The 17,108-nt window shown below is 73.8% G+C and carries 20 protein-coding genes and 1 pseudogene; 8 read left to right on the top strand and 13 right to left on the bottom strand.

Annotated features, from left to right (window positions below):
• The first annotated feature begins 1 nt into the window (after nt 1).
• The gene (locus tag KPF47_RS20535) at nt 2-1,219 is read left to right on the top strand and encodes a CaiB/BaiF CoA-transferase family protein (RefSeq protein WP_224390361.1); all 1,218 of its coding nucleotides are present in this window, start codon (nt 2-4) and stop codon (nt 1,217-1,219) included.
• On the top strand, nt 1,216-2,070 hold the full coding sequence (locus KPF47_RS20530) for a hydroxymethylglutaryl-CoA lyase (RefSeq protein ID WP_224390360.1): 855 nt from the start codon (nt 1,216-1,218) through the stop codon (nt 2,068-2,070). Before KPF47_RS20535 ends, KPF47_RS20530 begins: the two co-directional genes overlap by 4 nt.
• Before the next feature lie 34 nt (nt 2,071-2,104).
• On the opposite strand, the gene KPF47_RS20525 is transcribed toward KPF47_RS20530, so the two are convergent.
• Nucleotides 2,105-2,839: a helix-turn-helix domain-containing protein gene (locus KPF47_RS20525; RefSeq protein WP_224390359.1), complete on the bottom strand. Its 735-nt coding sequence runs from the start codon at nt 2,837-2,839 to the stop codon at nt 2,105-2,107.
• Nucleotides 2,840-2,930: 91 nt separating this feature from the next.
• On the opposite strand from KPF47_RS20525, the gene KPF47_RS20520 reads away from it, so the two are divergent.
• Entirely contained in the window at nt 2,931-3,497 is a 567-nt protein-coding gene (locus tag KPF47_RS20520) for a TIGR03086 family metal-binding protein (RefSeq protein ID WP_224390358.1), read from the top strand.
• Between the two features lie 17 nt (nt 3,498-3,514).
• Here the strand turns inward: KPF47_RS20520 and KPF47_RS20515 are convergent, their stop codons facing one another.
• Nucleotides 3,515-4,285, bottom strand: coding sequence for an IclR family transcriptional regulator (locus KPF47_RS20515; protein ID WP_224390356.1), 771 nt, complete (start codon nt 4,283-4,285; stop codon nt 3,515-3,517).
• A complete protein-coding gene (gene xylB, locus KPF47_RS20510; RefSeq protein ID WP_224390354.1) occupies nt 4,282-5,688 on the bottom strand; it encodes a xylulokinase in 1,407 nt (468 codons plus the stop codon). The genes KPF47_RS20515 and xylB overlap by 4 nt, the downstream gene beginning before the upstream one ends.
• A gap of 71 nt (nt 5,689-5,759) precedes the next feature.
• Here xylB and KPF47_RS20505 point away from each other — a divergent pair, with 71 nt between their 5' ends.
• Together KPF47_RS20505 and KPF47_RS20500 are read left to right on the top strand one after the other, a co-directional pair.
• Nucleotides 5,760-5,957 (top strand): hypothetical protein, encoded by a 198-nt coding sequence (locus KPF47_RS20505; RefSeq protein ID WP_224390353.1) that lies wholly within the window; start codon nt 5,760-5,762, stop codon nt 5,955-5,957.
• Between the two features lies 1 nt (nt 5,958).
• Nucleotides 5,959-7,014 carry a phosphotransferase family protein gene (locus KPF47_RS20500; RefSeq protein ID WP_224390351.1) on the top strand — a complete coding sequence of 352 codons (1,056 nt, stop codon included), beginning with the start codon at nt 5,959-5,961 and terminating at the stop codon, nt 7,012-7,014.
• On the opposite strand, the gene KPF47_RS20495 is transcribed toward KPF47_RS20500, so the two are convergent.
• Nucleotides 7,001-8,446, bottom strand: coding sequence for a cytochrome P450 (locus KPF47_RS20495; RefSeq protein ID WP_224390350.1), 1,446 nt, complete (start codon nt 8,444-8,446; stop codon nt 7,001-7,003). The genes KPF47_RS20500 and KPF47_RS20495 overlap by 14 nt on opposite strands.
• Before the next feature lie 100 nt (nt 8,447-8,546).
• Here KPF47_RS20495 and KPF47_RS20490 point away from each other — a divergent pair, with 100 nt between their 5' ends.
• Nucleotides 8,547-9,122, top strand: coding sequence for a TetR family transcriptional regulator (locus tag KPF47_RS20490; protein ID WP_224390348.1), 576 nt, complete (start codon nt 8,547-8,549; stop codon nt 9,120-9,122).
• On the opposite strand, the pseudogene KPF47_RS20485 reads toward KPF47_RS20490, so the two are convergent.
• Nucleotides 9,119-10,016, bottom strand: a pseudogene (locus KPF47_RS20485) (IS5 family transposase). The gene KPF47_RS20490 and the pseudogene KPF47_RS20485 sit on opposite strands and share 4 nt — an antisense overlap.
• A gap of 105 nt (nt 10,017-10,121) precedes the next feature.
• On the opposite strand from KPF47_RS20485, the gene KPF47_RS20480 reads away from it, so the two are divergent.
• Nucleotides 10,122-11,345 carry an IS701 family transposase gene (locus tag KPF47_RS20480; RefSeq protein WP_374108788.1) on the top strand — a complete coding sequence of 408 codons (1,224 nt, stop codon included), beginning with the start codon at nt 10,122-10,124 and terminating at the stop codon, nt 11,343-11,345.
• A gap of 451 nt (nt 11,346-11,796) precedes the next feature.
• Here KPF47_RS20480 and KPF47_RS20470 read toward each other — a convergent pair whose 3' ends face one another.
• The 8 genes from KPF47_RS20470 to KPF47_RS20435 all read right to left on the bottom strand — a co-directional run bounded on the left by KPF47_RS20470 (nt 11,797) and on the right by KPF47_RS20435 (nt 16,104).
• Nucleotides 11,797-12,393, bottom strand: coding sequence for a hypothetical protein (locus tag KPF47_RS20470; RefSeq protein ID WP_224390347.1), 597 nt, complete (start codon nt 12,391-12,393; stop codon nt 11,797-11,799).
• A complete protein-coding gene (locus tag KPF47_RS20465; protein WP_224390346.1) occupies nt 12,390-12,710 on the bottom strand; it encodes a PadR family transcriptional regulator in 321 nt (106 codons plus the stop codon). The genes KPF47_RS20470 and KPF47_RS20465 overlap by 4 nt, the downstream gene beginning before the upstream one ends.
• Nucleotides 12,711-12,944: 234 nt before the next feature.
• A complete protein-coding gene (locus KPF47_RS20460) occupies nt 12,945-13,454 on the bottom strand; it encodes a gamma carbonic anhydrase family protein (protein ID WP_224390345.1) in 510 nt (169 codons plus the stop codon).
• Nucleotides 13,455-13,458: 4 nt separating this feature from the next.
• A complete protein-coding gene (locus KPF47_RS20455; RefSeq protein WP_224390344.1) occupies nt 13,459-13,974 on the bottom strand; it encodes an O-acetyl-ADP-ribose deacetylase in 516 nt (171 codons plus the stop codon).
• On the bottom strand, nt 13,971-14,744 hold the full coding sequence (locus KPF47_RS20450) for a 5-formyltetrahydrofolate cyclo-ligase (protein WP_224390343.1): 774 nt from the start codon (nt 14,742-14,744) through the stop codon (nt 13,971-13,973). Before KPF47_RS20450 ends, KPF47_RS20455 begins: the two co-directional genes overlap by 4 nt.
• A gap of 12 nt (nt 14,745-14,756) precedes the next feature.
• A complete protein-coding gene (locus KPF47_RS20445; RefSeq protein ID WP_224390342.1) occupies nt 14,757-15,011 on the bottom strand; it encodes a Rho termination factor N-terminal domain-containing protein in 255 nt (84 codons plus the stop codon).
• Between the two features lie 9 nt (nt 15,012-15,020).
• Complete coding sequence (locus KPF47_RS20440) at nt 15,021-15,506, bottom strand: NUDIX domain-containing protein (protein ID WP_224390340.1); 486 nt, start codon at nt 15,504-15,506, stop codon at nt 15,021-15,023.
• 7 nt (nt 15,507-15,513) lie between these two features.
• The gene (locus KPF47_RS20435) at nt 15,514-16,104 is read right to left on the bottom strand and encodes a GNAT family N-acetyltransferase (protein ID WP_224390339.1); all 591 of its coding nucleotides are present in this window, start codon (nt 16,102-16,104) and stop codon (nt 15,514-15,516) included.
• A gap of 165 nt (nt 16,105-16,269) precedes the next feature.
• On the opposite strand from KPF47_RS20435, the gene KPF47_RS20430 reads away from it, so the two are divergent.
• Entirely contained in the window at nt 16,270-17,094 is an 825-nt protein-coding gene (locus tag KPF47_RS20430; RefSeq protein ID WP_224390338.1) for a DedA family protein, read from the top strand.
• The last annotated feature ends 14 nt before the right edge of the window (nt 17,095-17,108 follow it).

The raw sequence follows: 17,108 nt of genomic DNA, 5'->3' as shown, positions 1-17,108 counted from the left end.
CGTGTCGGAACTTCCGCTGTCCGGTGTCCGGGTGCTCGAGCTCGGCAACTACATCGCCGCCCCCACCGCGGGCCGCCTGCTCGCCGACTTCGGCGCCGACGTGATCAAGGTGGAGCGGCCGGGCACCGGCGACGAGATCCGCAACTGGCGGCTCTACGCCGGGGACACCTCGATGCTGTACCGGACGCTGAACCGCAACAAACGCTCGGTCACCCTGGACATGCGCTCGGCCGCGGGGAGGCAGGCCGTGCTGGACCTGGCCGCCCGCTCCGACGTGGTGCTGGAGAACTTCCGGCCCGGCACGCTGGAGAAGTGGGGGCTCGGCCCGGTCGAGCTCGACGCCGTCAACCCCGACGTGGTGCTCGTGCGGATCTCCGCGTTCGGCCAGACCGGGCCGCTGTCGTCGCGCCCGGGGTTCGCCGCGGTCGCCGAGGCGATGGGCGGTCTGCGGGCACTGGTGGGGGAGGCGGACCGGCCGCCGTCGCGGACCGGGGTGTCGATCGGGGACTCGATCGCCGGGCTCTACGGCGCGTTCTCCGCGATGATGGGTCTCTACCAGCGCGAGAGCCGCACGGACCGGCCCGCGCTGGACCGACGCTGCATGGACGTCGCGCTCAACGAGGCCGTGTTCTCGATGATGGAGTCGCTGGTCCCCGACCACCTCGCCTACGGCGTCGAGCGCCGCCGCGTCGGGGGCCGGATGGAGGGCATCGCCCCGTCCAACGCCTACGCCTGCGCGGACGGCGGCAGCGTCGTCATCGCCGGCAACGGTGACTCCATCTACGGCCGGTTCATGACCGTCATCGGCCGCGCGGACCTGGGCGGCGACCCGGAGCTGGCCTCCAACGCGGGCCGCTGGGCGCGCCGCGACGAGCTCGACGGCGCCATCGAGACCTGGACCCGCTCGCTGCCCCGCGACGAGGTCCTCACGAAGCTGGAGGAGGCCGGCGTCCCGGCCGGGCCGATCCACTCCGCCGCCGACATCGTCGCCGACGAGCAGTTCCGCGCCCGCGACATGGTCCAGTACTTCGACGTCGACACCGGCGGCGCCGAACCCGCACGGGTCGGGTTCCCCGGCGTCGTGCCGGTGCTCGACGGCCGGTCGGTCCCGGTCCGCTCGATCGGGCCGGACCTGGGCGCCGACACCGCCGACGTCCTCGGCGGGCTGCTCGGGTACACCCCGGACACGATCCGGGCCGCATCGGGGGAGGACGCATGAACACCGACGGGATCGTCCTGCGGGACGTGACGCTGCGCGACGGGCTGCAGCTCACCGGCAAGCCGCTGGCCACCGACCGCAAGGTCGAGCTGGTCCGGGCGCTGCTGGGCGCCGGAGTGCCGGAGCTGGAGATCGGGTCGCTGGCCCGTGGCGACCTGGTGCCGCCGCTGGCCGACACCCTCGACGTGGTCGCCGCGCTGACGCCCGAGGAGCTGGAGCGCTGCTGGGTGTGGGTGGCGACGCCGCGGCACGTGCAGAAGGCGATGGCCGCCGGGGCACGCAACGTGCAGTACTGCTTCTCGGTGTCCGACGCCCACAACAACGCCAACATCGGCCGTGACACCGCCGTCTCGCTCGACGCGATGCCGGAGGCCGTCGGGTACGCCACCGCGGCCGGTGGACGCATCCAGCTCTGCCTCGCCACCGCGTTCACCTGCCCGTTCGAGGGGCCGGTGGACCCGCAGCGGGTGCTCGACATCGTCGCCGACCCGCGCACCGACGGATCGTGCGACGTCGTCGTCTGCGACACCCTGGGACAGGCCAACCCGGCCGAGGTCGGGGCGCTGACCGGGCGGGTCGCCGCCGTCGCTGGCGGCCGCCGTGTCGCCTTCCACGGCCACGACACCTGGGGTCAGGGCGTCGCGAACGCCCTCGCCGCGGTGCAGAACGGCGCGACCGTCCTCGACGGTGCACTCGGCGGACTGGGCGGCTGCCCGTTCGCCCCCGGGGCCAGCGGCAACACCGCCAGCGAGGACCTGCTGGCCGAGCTGGGGGAGCCGATGCGGTCGGCGACGGCCCGCGGTGTCCGGTCGAACGCCCGCGCCTTCCCGTGGACGGCGGGGCCGCGCTGACACCCGTCCACGCCCGTCCTGGCGTGGGCGGTCGTCAGTACCGCATCGCGTAGGCGGTCGGGGGCTCACCGAACATCTCGGTGAAGTCCCGGGTGAGGTGGGCCTGGTCGGCGTAGCCGAGCTCGACGGCGATCTCGGCCCACCGGACCGGGCGGCCCGCCGCCATCAGCTCGGTCACCTCGTGCAGCCGGTAGCGACGGATCACCCACTTCGGCCCGACGCCGACGTGCTCGTGGAACAGCCGCTGCAGGGAGCGGACACTGGAGCCGGTGTCGTGGGCGAGTGCGTCCACCCGGACCAGCGAGCGGTCCCCGGCGATCGCGGCGACCAGGTCCCGCGCCTCGACGGCGGCCCGGTCCGGGCCACCGGCCGGGAGCCGGGCGCGCAGGTACGCGGCGACCCCGTCGACGTCGGCGGTGACCGGACGGGCGACGGGCTCCCGGCGGTCGGTCACGCTCGCGACCGGCCCCCCGACCAGCGCCCGCGCGGTGCCCGCCCGGAGTGCCGCGCCGACCACCCGGCCGGTGCCGTGCAGCTCGCGGTGCACGTAGCGGGTGGCGGGCCCGGCCAGCACCGCGGCCCCGCCGGGCTGCACGGTCAGGTGCACCTGCGGATAGGGCACGACCTTCTGCCGGTAGGGCCGGTCGTAGTCCCACTCGACGATCCAGAACCGCTCGACGAAGCCCGCCAGGTCGACCGGCGCCGCCACGGTGCTCGACCACTGGTGGCGGGCCCGCGTCCCGGGGAGCCGGCGGGGATCGTGGTCCACGGCGGTGAGTATGGCGCCTCCCGGGGCTTGGCGGCCGGTCTGGCGCGTTCGTCCAAGACCGGGCACCGTCCCGGGTCCTAGCGTCTCGACCATGCACCGTCACATCGCCGCCGCCGCGGCCGCACACGTCCCGCTCGTCGCGGCCGCGTCCCGTGTCCCGCCGTCCCGTCCGACGCCGTGCTCGGAGTGGGACCTGGCGGCCCTGACCGGCCACCTGCTCCACTGGACACCCGTGCTCGCCGACGTGGGACGGCGCACCGGGACCGGAGCGGTCACCGAACCCGACGCGACCGCACCGGTCACCGGCGACTGGCCCGCCCGGCTCGACGCCGCCCGGGACGACCTGGTGACCGTGTGGTCGGACCCGTCGACGTGGGAGGGCACGGTGACCATGGGCGAGCGGCTCCCGGCCGCGGTCATCGGCGGGATGGTGCTGGGCGAACTCGTCGTGCACGGATGGGACCTCGGCCGCGCGGTGGGCATCGAGCCCGTGTGGTCCGACGAGGTCCTCCAGGCCACGCTGACGGCGGTGTCGGCGATGGCCGAGCAGGGGCGCGGGATGGGGGTGTTCGCGCCGGCCGTCGTGCCCGCGCCCGGCGCGACCACGATCGAGCGGATCGTGGCGACGACCGGCCGCGACCCCGCGGCGCGCTGCTGAGCCGCGGGTGTGCCGGCTCAACCCGGCGGGCGGCCGCCGAGGGTCCGGGTCAGCCGGTCCGCGGCGCCCACCAGCAGGTCCACGCTCTTCTCGCACTCCGACCGGCCGAACCGGATGGTGGGTCCGCTGATCGTGAGCGCCGCGGTGACCTCCCCGGCGTGGTCGAAGACCGGCGCGGACAGTCCCGAGCCGCCGTCGTCGCGCTCGGCCACGGTGATCGCGAACCCGTCGCGACGGGTGTCGTCCAGGAGCGCGCGCAGCGCCTCCGGGTCGGTCACGGTGTACTCGGTCAGCGACGGCAGCGGGCCGGCCAGCACCTCGGCTGCCAGCTCGGAGGCCCACGCGAGCAGGACACGGCCCGCCGACCCGGTGTGCAGCGGGATGACCTTGCCGACGTGCATCTCCCGGCGCAGCGCGTGCCGGGTCTCGGCGACGGCGACGCACACCCGGTGCCGCCCCGCCTCGGCCCGGAACAGCGACGCCGTCTCCCCGGTGGTGTCGCGCAGCTCGCGCAGCAGCGGCCCGGCCAGCTCCAGCAGGTCGACCCCGCGGGCGGCGGCCCCGGCCCAGTAGGCCATCCGTATCCCGATCCGGACCCGGTCGCCGACCCGGTCGAGCAGGCCCTCGGCGACCATGTTGGACACCAGGCGCTGCACCGTCGAGGTCGGGATGCCGGTGGACTGCTGGATCTCGCCCAGACCGAGGACCGGTCGCTGCAGGGTGAACGCGTCCAGGATGTCGGTGATCTTGCCGAGGACCAGGAGCCGTTTCGGGCCCTCGGGGGTCATTCCGGGACCCGGTCCAGGAACGCCTCGGCGGCCTCCCGGTAGCGATCCCACGCCGCCGGGGCGGGCTCGGCCTCGTAGCGCGCCGGCTCCGACGCGGCGCTCCACGACGGCGGCGTCGCCCCGCCCTGCAGCGCCCACGCGGCCTGACAGGCGGCACCGTCGGCGACGTACTCACCGGGTTCGGGCACCCGCACCGGCACCTCGAACACCTGCGCGGCGATCCGGCAGACCGCCTCGGAGCGGGCCGCCCCACCGACCAGGGTCACCCCGGACACGGTGACACCCTGCTCGCGCAGCGCCTCCAGCCCGACCCGCTGCGCGGACAGCATGCCCTCGATCGCGGCCCGGGCCAGGTTCTCCCGGGTCCCCGACGCCAGCGTCCAGCCGTGCAGCGCGCCCGTCGAGTCGGGCAGGTTCGGGGTCCGCTCGCCCTCCAGGTAGGGCACGACGACCAGACCGCCCGCACCCGGCTCGGCGGCGAGCGCGAGGCGGCCCAGCTCGTCGTGGTCGACGCCGAGCAGCCGCCGGGTCGCGTCGAGCACCCGGGAGGCGTTCAGCGTGCAGACCAGCGGGAGGTAGGCGCCGGTCGCGTCGGAGAACCCGGCGACGATCCCCGACGGGTCCTGGGCACGACGCTGCGAGCGGGCGAACACCGTGCCGGAGGTCCCCAGCGAGACGACGACGTCGTCGCCGGCGTCGACGCCCAGCCCCGCGGCCGCGTTGTCCCCGGCGCCGGCCCCGACCCGGATCCCGCCCGGCCTCTCGACGGACTCGGCCGGGCCGAGCACCCGCGGCAGCACCGGTGTCGAGCCGAAGAAGCGTGCCAGCAGCTCCGGGCGGTAGTCGACGCCGTCGAACCAGCCGGTGCCCGAGGCGTCGGACCGGTCGGTGACGAGCTGGTCGAGCCCGATGCCGCCGGGCGCCCCGCCACCGCGCAGCTTCCAGGTCAGCCAGTCGTGGGGCAGGCACACCGCCGCGGTGCGCGCGGCGTGGTCGGGCTCGTGTGCGGCGAGCCAGCGCAGCTTGGCCAGCGTGATCGAGGCGACCGGGACGACACCGGTCGTCTCCGCCCACTGCTGCGCGCCGAACTCCTCGACGAGATCGCGGGCGGCCGGGGCGGAGCGGGTGTCGTTCCACAGCAGCGCGTCGCGCACGACCTCGCCGTGCTCGTCGAGGCAGACCATGCCGTGCTGCTGGCCCGCGACCGACAGCGCGGCGACGCCGTCGAGGCCGCCCGCGTCGTCGATCGCGGCCTGCAGCGCCTCCCACCAGAGGCGGGGCGCGATCTCCGTGCCGTCCGGGTGGGTGGCGCGCCCGGAACGGACGAGCTCGCCGGTGTCGGCGTCACGGACGACGACCTTGCAGGACTGGGTGGACGAGTCCACCCCGAGCACCAGTGCCATACCCCCAGACTGCCATCGACGGACCGGGCGCGGCGGGAGACAGGCGGGGGGATCGGTGCCAGGGTGGTCCCATGAGCGACGAGCAATGGTTCTACTGCCTCAAGCACGGCACGGTGGAGACCGCGGAGGGCTGCCGGTCGGCCGACCGGCTGGGGCCGTACCCGGACCGGGCCACCGCGGCCCGCGCGCTGGAGATCGCCAAGGAGCGCACGGAGTCCGAGGACCGGAAGGACCACGAGTGGAACGCCGGGAGCTCCGGGACGTCCTGACGTGATCTCCCCGGTCGAGGTGGTCGACCGCGTCGCGCTCGGGGCCTGGCTGCGCGAGCAGGGTCTGGGGGACTGGTCGGGGGAGCTGGAACCGGTCGGTGGCGGCACCCAGAACGTGGTGCTGCGGACCGTCGTCGGTGGCCGGCGGCTGGTCCTGCGGCGTCCGCCGGTGCACCCGCGGCCGGAGTCCGCCCGCACGATCGCCCGTGAGATCACCGTCCTCGGTGCGCTGCGCGGCACCGGGGTGCCGCACCCGGAGCTGGTCGCGGCCTGCACCGACGCCGGCGTGCTCGGTCAGCCGTTCTACCTGATGTCCGACGTGGACGGCGTCAACCCCGGCGAGCGGGTGTCGCCCGAACAGGCGTCGGACCCCGCGCTGCGCCACGGCGCGGTGCTCGACGTGGCCCGTGCCGCGGCCCGGCTCGGCCGCCTGGACCCGGTCGCCGTCGGACTGGCCGGGCTGCGGCGTCCCGGCCCGTTCCTGGAGCGGCAGGTACCGCGATGGACCGCGCAGCTCGCGTCCTACCGCGACGTACCCGGCTACGACCCGGGCGACCTGCCCGACGTGGCCGTGGCCGCGGACTGGCTGACCCGGCACCGCCCGCCCGAGCCGGAACCGGGCGTCGCGCACGGGGACCTGCACCTGAACAACGTGCTGCTGGACCGCACCCGGCCGCGGGTCGCCGCACTCGTCGACTGGGAGATGTGCACCGTCGGCGACCCGCTGCTGGACCTCGGCTGGCTGCTGGTGACCTGGCCGGTCGACCCCGTCGGGTTCGGTGCCGGGACCGAGCTCGCCGGGTACGGCGGGCTCCCCACCCGGGCCGAGCTCGTCGCGGCCTACGCCGACGCCGGCGGCCGCGACACCACCGTGATCACCTGGTACGCGGGGCTGGCCGCGTTCAAGCTGGGCGTCGTGCTGGAGGGCACCCGGGCACGGGTCGCCGCGGGCGAGGCGGACCGCGCGGTGGGGGAGCGGCTGCACGGCGCCGCCGTCGCGCTGCTGGAGCTGGCCGTGCGGATCGCCCGCGACGAGTGGGCCGTCAGCGGGGGCTGAGCCGCACCGGAATACCGCCCACCGGCACCGGCAGCGAGGTGTTGTCCCAGCGCAGCCGGTAGGACGGGTCGACGCTCCACCGGTACCGGCGCAGCATCTCGTGCAGGATCGCGGTGACCTCCAGCGTCCCGAAGTGCAGTCCGATGCACTTGTGCACGCCGCCGCCGAACGGGACCCACGCGTCGCGGTCGGAGCGGTCCTCGCGGCGGTCGGGCCCGAACCGCTCCGGGTCGAAGCGCTCGGGCTCGGTCCAGCAGGACCGGTCGTAGTGGTTCACCGCCTGCGCGACGACGACCCGCGTCCCCGCCGGCACGTGGTGCCCCGCCACCGCGGTGTCCTGCACCGCCGTCCGCATGACCAGCGGGACCGGTGCGTCGAGCCGCAGCGCCTCCCGGATCACCAGGTCCAGCGAGGTCAGCTCGCGCAGCTCGGCCACGGTCGGGGCGCGGTCCCCGATCCGCTCGGCGAGCGCGTCGGACTCGGCACGGCAGCGTTCCTGCCACACCGGGTTGCGGGCGAGGTGGTGCGCCGCCGAGGCCGTGGTGGTGGTCGAGGTGTCGTGCGCGGCCATCATCAGGAAGATCATGTGGTTGACGACGTCGTCGTCGGAGAACGTCTCGCCGTCGTCGGTGCGGGCGTGGCACAGCGCCGAGAACAGGTCGGTGCCCCGACCGGCACGCTTGGCCGCCAGGTTCTCCCGGAACCAGTCCTCCAGCACGACCCGCCCGCGCAGCCCGCGCCGCCAGCGGGTCCCGGGCAGGTCCTTGCGCACGAAGGAGTTCGCCGCCCGGACGCAGTCGACGAACGCCCGGTTCACCGCTTCGGCCTCCGGGCCGGACCTGGCGTCCATGAACACCGCCTGCGCGACGTCCAGGGTGAGCCGCTTGAGCGCCGGGTAGAGCCGCAGCCGTTCCGGCCACGTGGGCAGCACCTCGCGGACGACCGGGGTGGTCGCCTCGACGTAGTGGGCGATCCGGTCCGCGGTGAACGCCTCCTGCATGATCCGCCGGTGCGCGCGGTGCTCGTCGAAGTCCAGCAGCATCAGACCGCGGTGGAAGAACGCGTCGACCGTCGCCCGCCAACCCTCCTGGGAGAACGCCTTGTCCCGGTTGGTCAGCACCTCCCGGGTCGCGGCGGGGCCGCTCACCACGATCGCCCGGCCGTTCGGGGTGCGCATCCACCAGACCGGACCGAGCGCCTCGGAGCGTGCCCGGGTGAACCGGTGCCCGAACCGGACGTAGGTCAGGGCGTGGCCGAGGACGGGCAGCCCGTCGTCGCCGGGCACCTCGCGCAGGCCCTCGGGGGCCGGGCCGAACGCCGCCGGGCGCCGGCCCCGCACCGCGCCGGTCAGCAGCGACCGGTCGACCGCCTCGGGTGCGGGCAGGGTGAGGACGGACGACCAGCGCTCACGCGCCTGCTGCACCAGCTTCACGGGCTTGCTCCTCGGACGTCGACGGCGGTGTCCCGGCAGAAGTTAGACACTTCTGGCGAAACTGTCCAGACGATGGACGGACCGTGTCATGATGTCGGCCATGAGCGAGCGGCGGACGATGGCGCGGCGGGCCCGCGTCGAGCTGCGCGGCGAGGTGCTCGACGTCGCCGAACAGCTCGCGGTCGCGGGGGAACGCCCGTCGATGCCCGAGCTCGCCCGCCGGGTCGGGGTCAGCCGGCAGACCCTCTACAGCGAGTTCGGCGACCGCGACGGGCTCGCCGCCGCCCTGGTGCTGCGGGCCACCGACCGGTTCCTCGACCGGATCGAGGCCGCGCTCGAGGGCGAGACCGACCTGCACGCGGCCTGGGTCGCGGCCGTCGGCGCCGCTCTCACCGAGGGAGCCGAGAACCCGCTGCTCAAGGCCCTGCTCCGCGGCGACGCGGCGGTCCCGTCCGCGTTCGGCGCCGACTCCGGCCCGATCATCGCGGCGGCGGCCGAGCGGTCCGCAGGCTACCTGCGCCGGGTCCGGCCCGGGGCTCGCGAGCAGGACGTGCGGCTCGCCGCGGAGACCGCATCCCGGCTCACCGTCAGTCATCTGGTGCTCCCGGCGGGGCACGCCGGCCGCTCCGCCCAGGACATCGCGACCGTCGTGGTGCGGACCCTCGGTGTGTCCTAGGGCGTGTCTCCTAAAGTGCGCAACCAGGTGACGATGGCCTTCAGTGCAACTCCGCCGCGGTAGGTCAGGGCGAGTTTGTCGTAGCGGGTCGCGAGGCCGCGCCACTGCTTGACCTCGCAGAACCCGCGTTCGACGACGTTGCGGCCGCGGTAGTCGACCCGGTCGAACGCTGGTGGTCGGCCGCCGCGTGTGCCGCGTCGTTTCCGGTGTCCCTGCTGGTCAGCCGGCTCCGGGATGACCGCGACGATCCGTCGTCTGCGCAGGTGGGCGCGGATGGCGCGTGAGGAGTAGGCCTTATCTGCGCGGACCCGCTCGGGTCGGGTCCGCGGTCGGCCCGGACCGACCCGTCCGACGCTCAGATGTGACATCAGGTGCGCGAACATCGGGGCGTCACCGGCCTGTCCGGGGCCGACGAGTACGACCAGCGGGCGGCCGTGTCCGTCAACGAGCTGGTGGATCTTCGTGCCGAGCCCTCCGCGGGAGCGGCCCAAGGCGTGATCGGGTGGCTCGATCAGCAGATTCTTGTAGTTCGATCCGGCCCCCTGTGTCTCGCTGCAGGGTCGCGGCGTGTTGGTGAGCGCGGATGATCGTCGAGTCGACCGACACGGCCCAGTCCACGAGACCGGCGGAGTCGGCATCGGCGAGCAGAGCTGCGAGAACCTGGTCCCAGGTGCCGTCACCGCAGTAGCGGCGGTGGCGTTTCCATAGGGTCTGCCACGGCCCGAACTCGACCGGGACATCACGCCAGGCCAGCCCGCAGCGGAACCGGTAGATGATCCCCTCGATCACTCTGCGGTGATCGGCGAACGGGCGCCCTGGCATCCCGTCCGACGAGGGCAGTAACGGCTCGAGTCGGTCCCACTGGGCATCGGTCAGGACGGCACGGCGCGACACCTACTGATCATCGCGCAGGCCCGACCAGCCGGGTTAGGAGACGCGCCCTAGTACTCCAGCCGCAGTTTGTGATGTTGATGTGCGCTAAGCTTCGATCTTGTGCAGGTGGAGGAGGATCTCGAGGCGTGGGCCGGTGGCCTGGATGGGCTGTTCGGGCTGGTGGCGGGCCGGTTCTTCCGGACGGAACCGCGGCGTCGGGCGCGGGCGTATGTGCGGGGGTTGTTGGCGCCGTTGGCGGGGAAGAACGGGTGGACGCTGGCCGAGGTCGCCGGTGACACGACTCCGGATGGGATGCAGCGGCTGCTCAACTCCGCGACCTGGGATGTCGACGGTGTCCGTGATGACCTGCGGGATTACGTCGTCGAGCACCTCGGCGAGTCCGGTGGGGTGCTGATCGTCGATGAGACCGGGTTCCTGAAGAAGGGGACGAAGTCGGCGGGGGTGCAGCGCCAGTACTCGGGCACTGCCGGGCGGGTGGAGAACTGCCAGCTCGGAGTCTTCTGTGCCTATGCCACGAGCAAGGGCCGGACGTTGATCGACCGCGAGCTCTACCTGCCCAAGTCCTGGACCGGTGATCGGGAACGCTGCCGAGCCGCGGCGGTGCCTGAGGAGATCGAGTTCGCCACCAAGGCCACGCTGGCCAAGGAAATGCTCGGCCGTGCCCTCGATGCCGGGGTTCCCGCAGGATGGGTGACCGCGGACGAGGCATACGGGCAGGACTACAAGTTCCGCACCTGGTGCGAGCAGCGCCGGATCGGCTACGTCGTCGCGGTTCCGCGCAGCCAGTCCGTCCCGTTGTCCCTGGACGCCGACATCTGTCAGATCAGCGGCTCACGACGGGCCGACGACCTGGTCGCCCGCGCTCCCGGACGGGCGTGGAAGCGCCGCTCAGCCGGTCCGGGTGTGAAGGGAGAACGCTTCTACGACTGGGCCGTGGCCTCGCTGTATCCGCCCGAGAACGCCCCGGCCGGATGGGGCCGATGGCTACTGGTCCGACGTCAGATCCTCACCGACACACAGCTCTCCGCCGGCGAGGAGCCCGATCTGGCCTACTACCTGTGCGCCGGCCCGCCCGGCACCACCGACGACGATCTCATCCGCGTCGCCGGCCCGCGGTGGGCGATCGAGGAGTGCTTCCAGACCGCGAAGAACGAGGTCGGGCTCGACCACTATCAAGTGCGGCGTTACGACGCCTGGTACCGCCACGTCACCCTGGCTATTCTCGCCCACGCCTACCTCTCGGTCACCGCGGCGATCGCCCCAAAAGACCTGATCACGGGCTCATCCCGCTCACCCTCGCCGAGATCCGACGTCTCCTGGCACCTCTGATCCACATTCCCACCCAGGCGCCGTGCTGGGCCTGGTCGACCTGGCGACGTCGCCACCAACACCGAGCCCGCGAAAGCCACTATCGACGACGAAGACAGCTCAGCTAACGAAGTGCGGCTGGAGTACTAGGGCGAGTCTCCCCACGCCCGTAGCCAGGTGATGATCGCCTCCGGTACGGCCCCGAGGCGGTAGGTCAGGTCGAACTCGTCGTAGCGGGTCGCGAGACCGCGCCACTGCTTGAGGTCGCAGAACCGCGTTCGACGACGTTGCGCCCGCGGTGGTCGACCCTGTCGAAGGCCGGTGGCCGACCGCCTGCCGATCCCGTCGTCTCGACTGGTGAGGTCTGCTGACGGAGTCGGCACAGGCGGAGCGGCCTGGCTCGTGCCGGCCTCGTCGCCGGTATCCCGAGTAGTGCCGACACCCGGCTCCGGGGCGGGTCCGGCGCGTTGCGCTAGGTACCCGCCACGGAGCCCGGGCCCAGGGCCTCGTGGCGGCGTGTGAGCAGCCGCCACGAGCCCCAGGCCAGCGCGCCGAGGGCAAGCAGCCCGATGACGAGCCACGAGGACCGGTCGAGACCGAGCCCGTCCGACCACGCGAGTGACAGGAAGCCGAGCACGATCACGCCCGGAACGACCAGCGTGCCCCACCACTTGTCCCTGGTCTCCCAGCGTGGGCTCGTCCACAGCATCACGACCCCGACGACCCAGCCGATGACCGGCACCACGAACCCGCCCAGGAACAGCAGCAGAACGGCGACGATGTCGAACGCCTGCGCCGAACCTGCTCCCCGCCGAGCCACCCCGTCGCCGGAGGGCGCATCGCTCTCGGCCAGGGCGGCTGCGGCGACCTGCTCGGGTGCGCCGAGCGCGTCGATCGCGCGCCGGGCGGTCAGCTCGTCAGAGCCCTCGGGTACGACCTCGGCCAGGTGGGCCCGGATGTCGGCCAGCAGCTCGGTGCGCTGGGCGTCGGGCAGGTCGGCGGTCGCCGAACGCAGTCGCGACAGGTAGCGCTCGACCACCTCGTGTGCGGGGGTGGGCTCACCGGTCATGTCCGTCCCTCCAGAAGCAGGCCGTCCACCGCGTCGCGGAACCGCGCCCACTCACCGCGGAACGTCGTCAACGCCTGCGCGCCGGACTCCGTCAGACGGTAGTAGCGGCGCGGCGGCCCCACCGGGGACTCCTGCCAGGTCGTGCTGACCAGCCCGTCCGAACGCAGCCGGGACAGCAGCGGGTAGATCGTTCCCTGGCCGGCGGCGAGCGCGTCGCTGGCGGCCAGCTCGGACACCAGCTCGACGGCATAGCGCTCCCGGACGTCCAGCAGCGCCAGCACGCAGAAGACGACAGAGCCGCGGCGCAGCTCGCTCATCGACTTCCCTGCACCGCCAGGAACCATGTACGGCAAGGTACCTGAGACGGCATGAATCCGCCATGCGGCCCTGAACCAGGACCGGAACAGGGCGCGCCGGCCGGCAGCCGCTCGTGCGCGGCGTGGCGTGACGACCAAGGCGTGTCTTCCAACTCTCGTAGCCAGGTGAGGATCGCCTTCAGCACGAGCCCGCCGCGGCGAGTGGTGCCCGGCTGCCGGGCAGGCGGCGGACGGTCAGGCGTTCGCGTCGCGGTGCAGGCCCAGCAGGTGCACGTAGGCGGCGGCGGAGAGCGGGATCGAGTCGCGCTCGGCCTGGCTCAGCTCCCGGCGCACCTTCCCCGGCACCCCGGCGACCAGCGACCCGGGGGGCACGACCGTGCCCTGGGTGAGGACCGCCCCCGCGGCGATCAGCGACCCGGCGCCGACGTGCACCCCGTTCATCAGCACCGCACCCATGCCGATCAGCACGTCGTCGGAGACCGTGCAGCCGTGTACGACCGCGCGGTGGCCGATGGTCACGCCGTCGCCGATGACCAGGGGGAAGCCGGGGTCGGCGTGCAGCACCGAGCCGTCCTGCACGTTGGTGCGCGCGCCCACGGTGATCGGGGCCAGATCGGCCCGCAGGACGCAGGTGTACCAGATCCCGGTCTCCGCGCCGACGCTCACCTCGCCGGCGAGGACGGCGCCGGGCGCCACCCAGGCCTGGTCGTGGACCTGCGGGGTGTGGCCGTTCACGGTGATCATGGGGTCAGCCTAGGGCGGTCTCGAACGCGGCGAGGACGTCGTCACCGAAGAGCACGAACCGCACCTCCTCGACACCGGTGCCCGCGCCGGCGACCTCCCGGACGGTGCCGACGGCGATCCGGGCGGCGTCGTCGATCGGCCATCCGTAGATCCCGGCCGAGACGGCGGGGAAGGCGACGGTGCGGGCGCCGAGGGAGTCCGCGACGCGCATCGACTCCCGGTAGGCGCTCGCCAGCAGGGCGGAGCGGTCCTCGCCCTTCGCGTGCACCGGCCCGACCGTGTGGATCACCCAGCGGGCGGGCAGGTTCCCGGCGGTCGTCGCGACGGCGTGGCCGGTGGGCAGCCCGTCGGGCAGGTCCGTGGCGCGCAGCCGCTCGCACTCGGCGAGGATCGCGGGGCCGCCGCGCCGGTGGATGGCACCGTCCACACCGCCCCCGCCACGCAGGCCGGAGTTGGCGGCGTTGACGACGGCGTCGACCCGGGCCTCGGTGATGTCGCCGCGCTCGCAGACGATCCTCATGCGCGTGCCTCCTCCCGCAGCCGTCCCAGCAGCGGGATGGCCGCGATCTTCTCCTCGGTGAGCGCGTCCCACACGATGCCGCCCTCGGGGCGCCTGCGCCGGTGTTCCCGGCAGTCGACGACCCGGTCCGGGGTGACGATCAGGTCGACCGGTGCGTCGTGACCGGCCCACGGGACGACATCGGCGTCGCGCACCTGCAGCTCGTGCACGGTCGTGACGACCAGCGTGTCGTCGGAGATCAGACCGGCCGCGCGGGCCAGCGCGAACTCCAGGTCGGCGAACCCGCCGCCCTTGCCCAGCCGCGCGCCGTCGACGCCGACCGCGACGCAGCCGGTGACGATGAGGTCGACCGGCTCCAGGTCCGCGACGGCGACCCGGCGGGCCGAGCGGGTGGCGTTCGTGATCGAGACCGCCCGGCGCGGCGGGTCGGCGAGGTGGTCGGGGTCGAGCAGGAAGAACGGGTCGGCCTCGGCCAGCCTCGGGACGGCCATGTAGACCGTCTTGCCGTCCTCGAGCGCGTACTGCCGCACCGGGAGCTGCGCCGAGTCCGGGTTGGACTTGACGGTTCCCGCGGCCCGCCAGACCTCCAGCTCGCGCAGCCGGCGGGCCGCGGCCTCGGCACCGACGAAGTTCGAGATCCGGTTCCGCGCGCCGGGGAAACGGGAGGCCTTCTGCTCGGTGAGCGCGCTCCAGACCTCGTCACGCAGCTCGGCCTTGCGGGCCAGGGTCGCGGGGTCGCCCCCGGTGTCGTGGTCGTGACGGCGGCTCATGCCCCGATGATGTCAGTGCTCGCGCAGGGCCCGGATCAGCTCGTCCTTGGTCATGTCCGAGCGACCGGGGATGCCGACCTTCTGCGCCTGGGCGTAGAGCTCGTCCTTGGTCTGGTCCTCGTAGTCGCCGTGCTCGCCGCCGCGCCTGCCGACGGTGTCGCGCCCTTCGGCGGCCGCGGCGTTCGCGATCCGCGCGGACTTCTCCTTGGAGTTGCCCTCCTCGCGGAGGCGCTCGTACATCTCGTCGTCCTCGATGCTGCTCGCCATGGTGGCCGACTACCCGCCGAGCAGCTCCGCCAACCTGTCCAGCAGCTGCACCTGCCCCTTCACGATCTTCTGCCGCGCGGTCGCGAGGTCGAACCACGCGGCCCGGTCCAGCTCGGGGAAACGCACGGTGCGCCCGGAGCGGGGTGGCCACTCCATCTGGACCCAGCTGCCGTCGTCGGGACGGTCGGCGACGGCGTCGGCGCCGGTGAAGGCGGAGCCGTCCAGCGCGAACGCGGTGACGGTCTTGCGGGACTGGCGGACCGTCCCGAGCTCGACCGGTTCGCCGCCCGGCGGCGGGATCCCGATCTCCTCGGTGAACTCGCGGCGGGCGGCGTCGAGCGGGGTCTCGTCGGGGCCGTGCTCGCCCTTGGGCAGCGACCAGGCGTGGTCGTCCTTGCGGGCCCAGAACGGTCCGCCCATGTGGCCGAGCAGTACCTGGGGGCCGTCGGCGCCCTGCCGGTGCAGCAGGAGTCCGGCACTGGTCACGGGAGGCATGGGGACATCATCGCGGACCCGGGGGCCGGTCCAGCCGGTAGACGTGCGACAGCGGCGGGTCGGCCGGGTTGTCCGGGGGCAGCTCACCGGTCGCGACCCGCCGGAACCCGGCCCTCTCCAGCGCCCGCCACGACGCCCGGTTCCCCGCCACGACCGGCACGACGACCGCCGTCGCGTCCGGGTACCGGACCCAGCCCCCGTCGACGGCCGCGCCGATGATCCGTGGCCCCAGTCCGCGCCCGGTCAGCTCCACCGGGCCGACGAGGTAGTCGACGGTCAGTGCGCCGGGCGGGAGCGCGAGGACCGGGGCGATCGTGGCGACCTCGTCGGGGTAGTCCTGCCAGCGGGCGCGCTGCACCAGCCCGACCGCGACGCCGCCGAGCTCGACGACGAGGTCCTCGCCCGGCTCCTCGCCGCGCAGGCCGGCCCCGAAGTCGCGTTCCAGTGCCTCGTCGGTGGTCTCGTGGAACCACCACCGGTGCACGTGCGGCGCCGCCAGCCAGCGCTGCAGCAGGGGCAGGTCGGCCCGCACCAGCGGGCGCAGGGTGACGGGGGCGTCGAGCGACGGCCCGTCGGCCGGTGTGACGGACGGCGGCACGGCGCGGGAGCCTAGCCGCGCCGCGGGCCGCCGCCGAGCGGATTCCTCCTCCGCCCGGACGAGGAGCGGGACGGCGGGCATCTCGTCCTCACTGTGGATCCGGGCCCGACCCCGGCCCGCCTACGGTCGTGTTCGGATGGAACGCCATCGGACGAGGGGACGACGATGACGAGCGACCACACCCGGCCGGCCGCACGGGCGGGAGGCGGCGGGTTCGACGCTGTCCGCGAGGACGGCACGGACCGCCGGGACGGCACGGCCCCCGCGCGGACGCGGTGGTGGCGGCGCCACCACAGCCCGGCGGAGATCGAGGCGGGCAAGCAGGCGTGGCGCGACGCGATGCCGTGGGACCACCCGATGTCGCGGGGCGACAAGGTGCTCGTCTTCTCCACGCTCGGCCTGCTCGCGTTCATGCTGCTGACGATGCCGCTGCGGCCGTTCCTGCTGGCGTCGCACCCGGTGCTGCTGGCCGCTGTGACCGGCAGCCTGTCGGCCGTCGGTGCGGGCGCGGCGTTCGCCAGGATCGGCGAGGCGGACCTGTGGCTCGTGATCGCCGCCGGCGTGTTCGGGATGATCAAGTTCGACTGGCTGTTCTGGCTCGCCGGGCGCAGGTGGGGCGAGAAGATCATCGCGTTGTGGGCGCCCGGTGACCTCGCGACCCGGTTCGTCGGCCGGATCCGCAGCTGGCCGCGGTGGGCGATGCCGATCGTGGTGGTCGCGGCCGCGCTGCCCGGCATCCCGGCCGCCGCCGTGTTCGCCGTCGCCGGGCTGGGGAGGATGCGGCTCGCGACCTTCCTGCTGTTCGACGCGATCGGCGCCGCCTTGATCACCGGGCTGGTCGCGGGCCTGGGGTTCGGGCTCGGGCAGCAGGCGGTGGACGTGGTGCTGGCCATCGACAGGTACGCGCTGTGGATCAGCCTGGCGCTGGTCGTGTTCGTGTCGTTCCAGGCGAGCCGCAGGCAGAAGCAGCAGGCCCCGCCCGCCGCCTGACGGTGCCCGCGCCG

It is taken from the genome of Pseudonocardia sp. ICBG1293 (genome assembly GCF_020131355.1).
Classification (GTDB): Bacteria; Actinomycetota; Actinomycetes; order Mycobacteriales; family Pseudonocardiaceae; genus Pseudonocardia.
The sequence above is the reverse complement of the archived record's forward strand: the minus strand, read 5'-3'. Positions and strand labels throughout refer to the sequence as shown.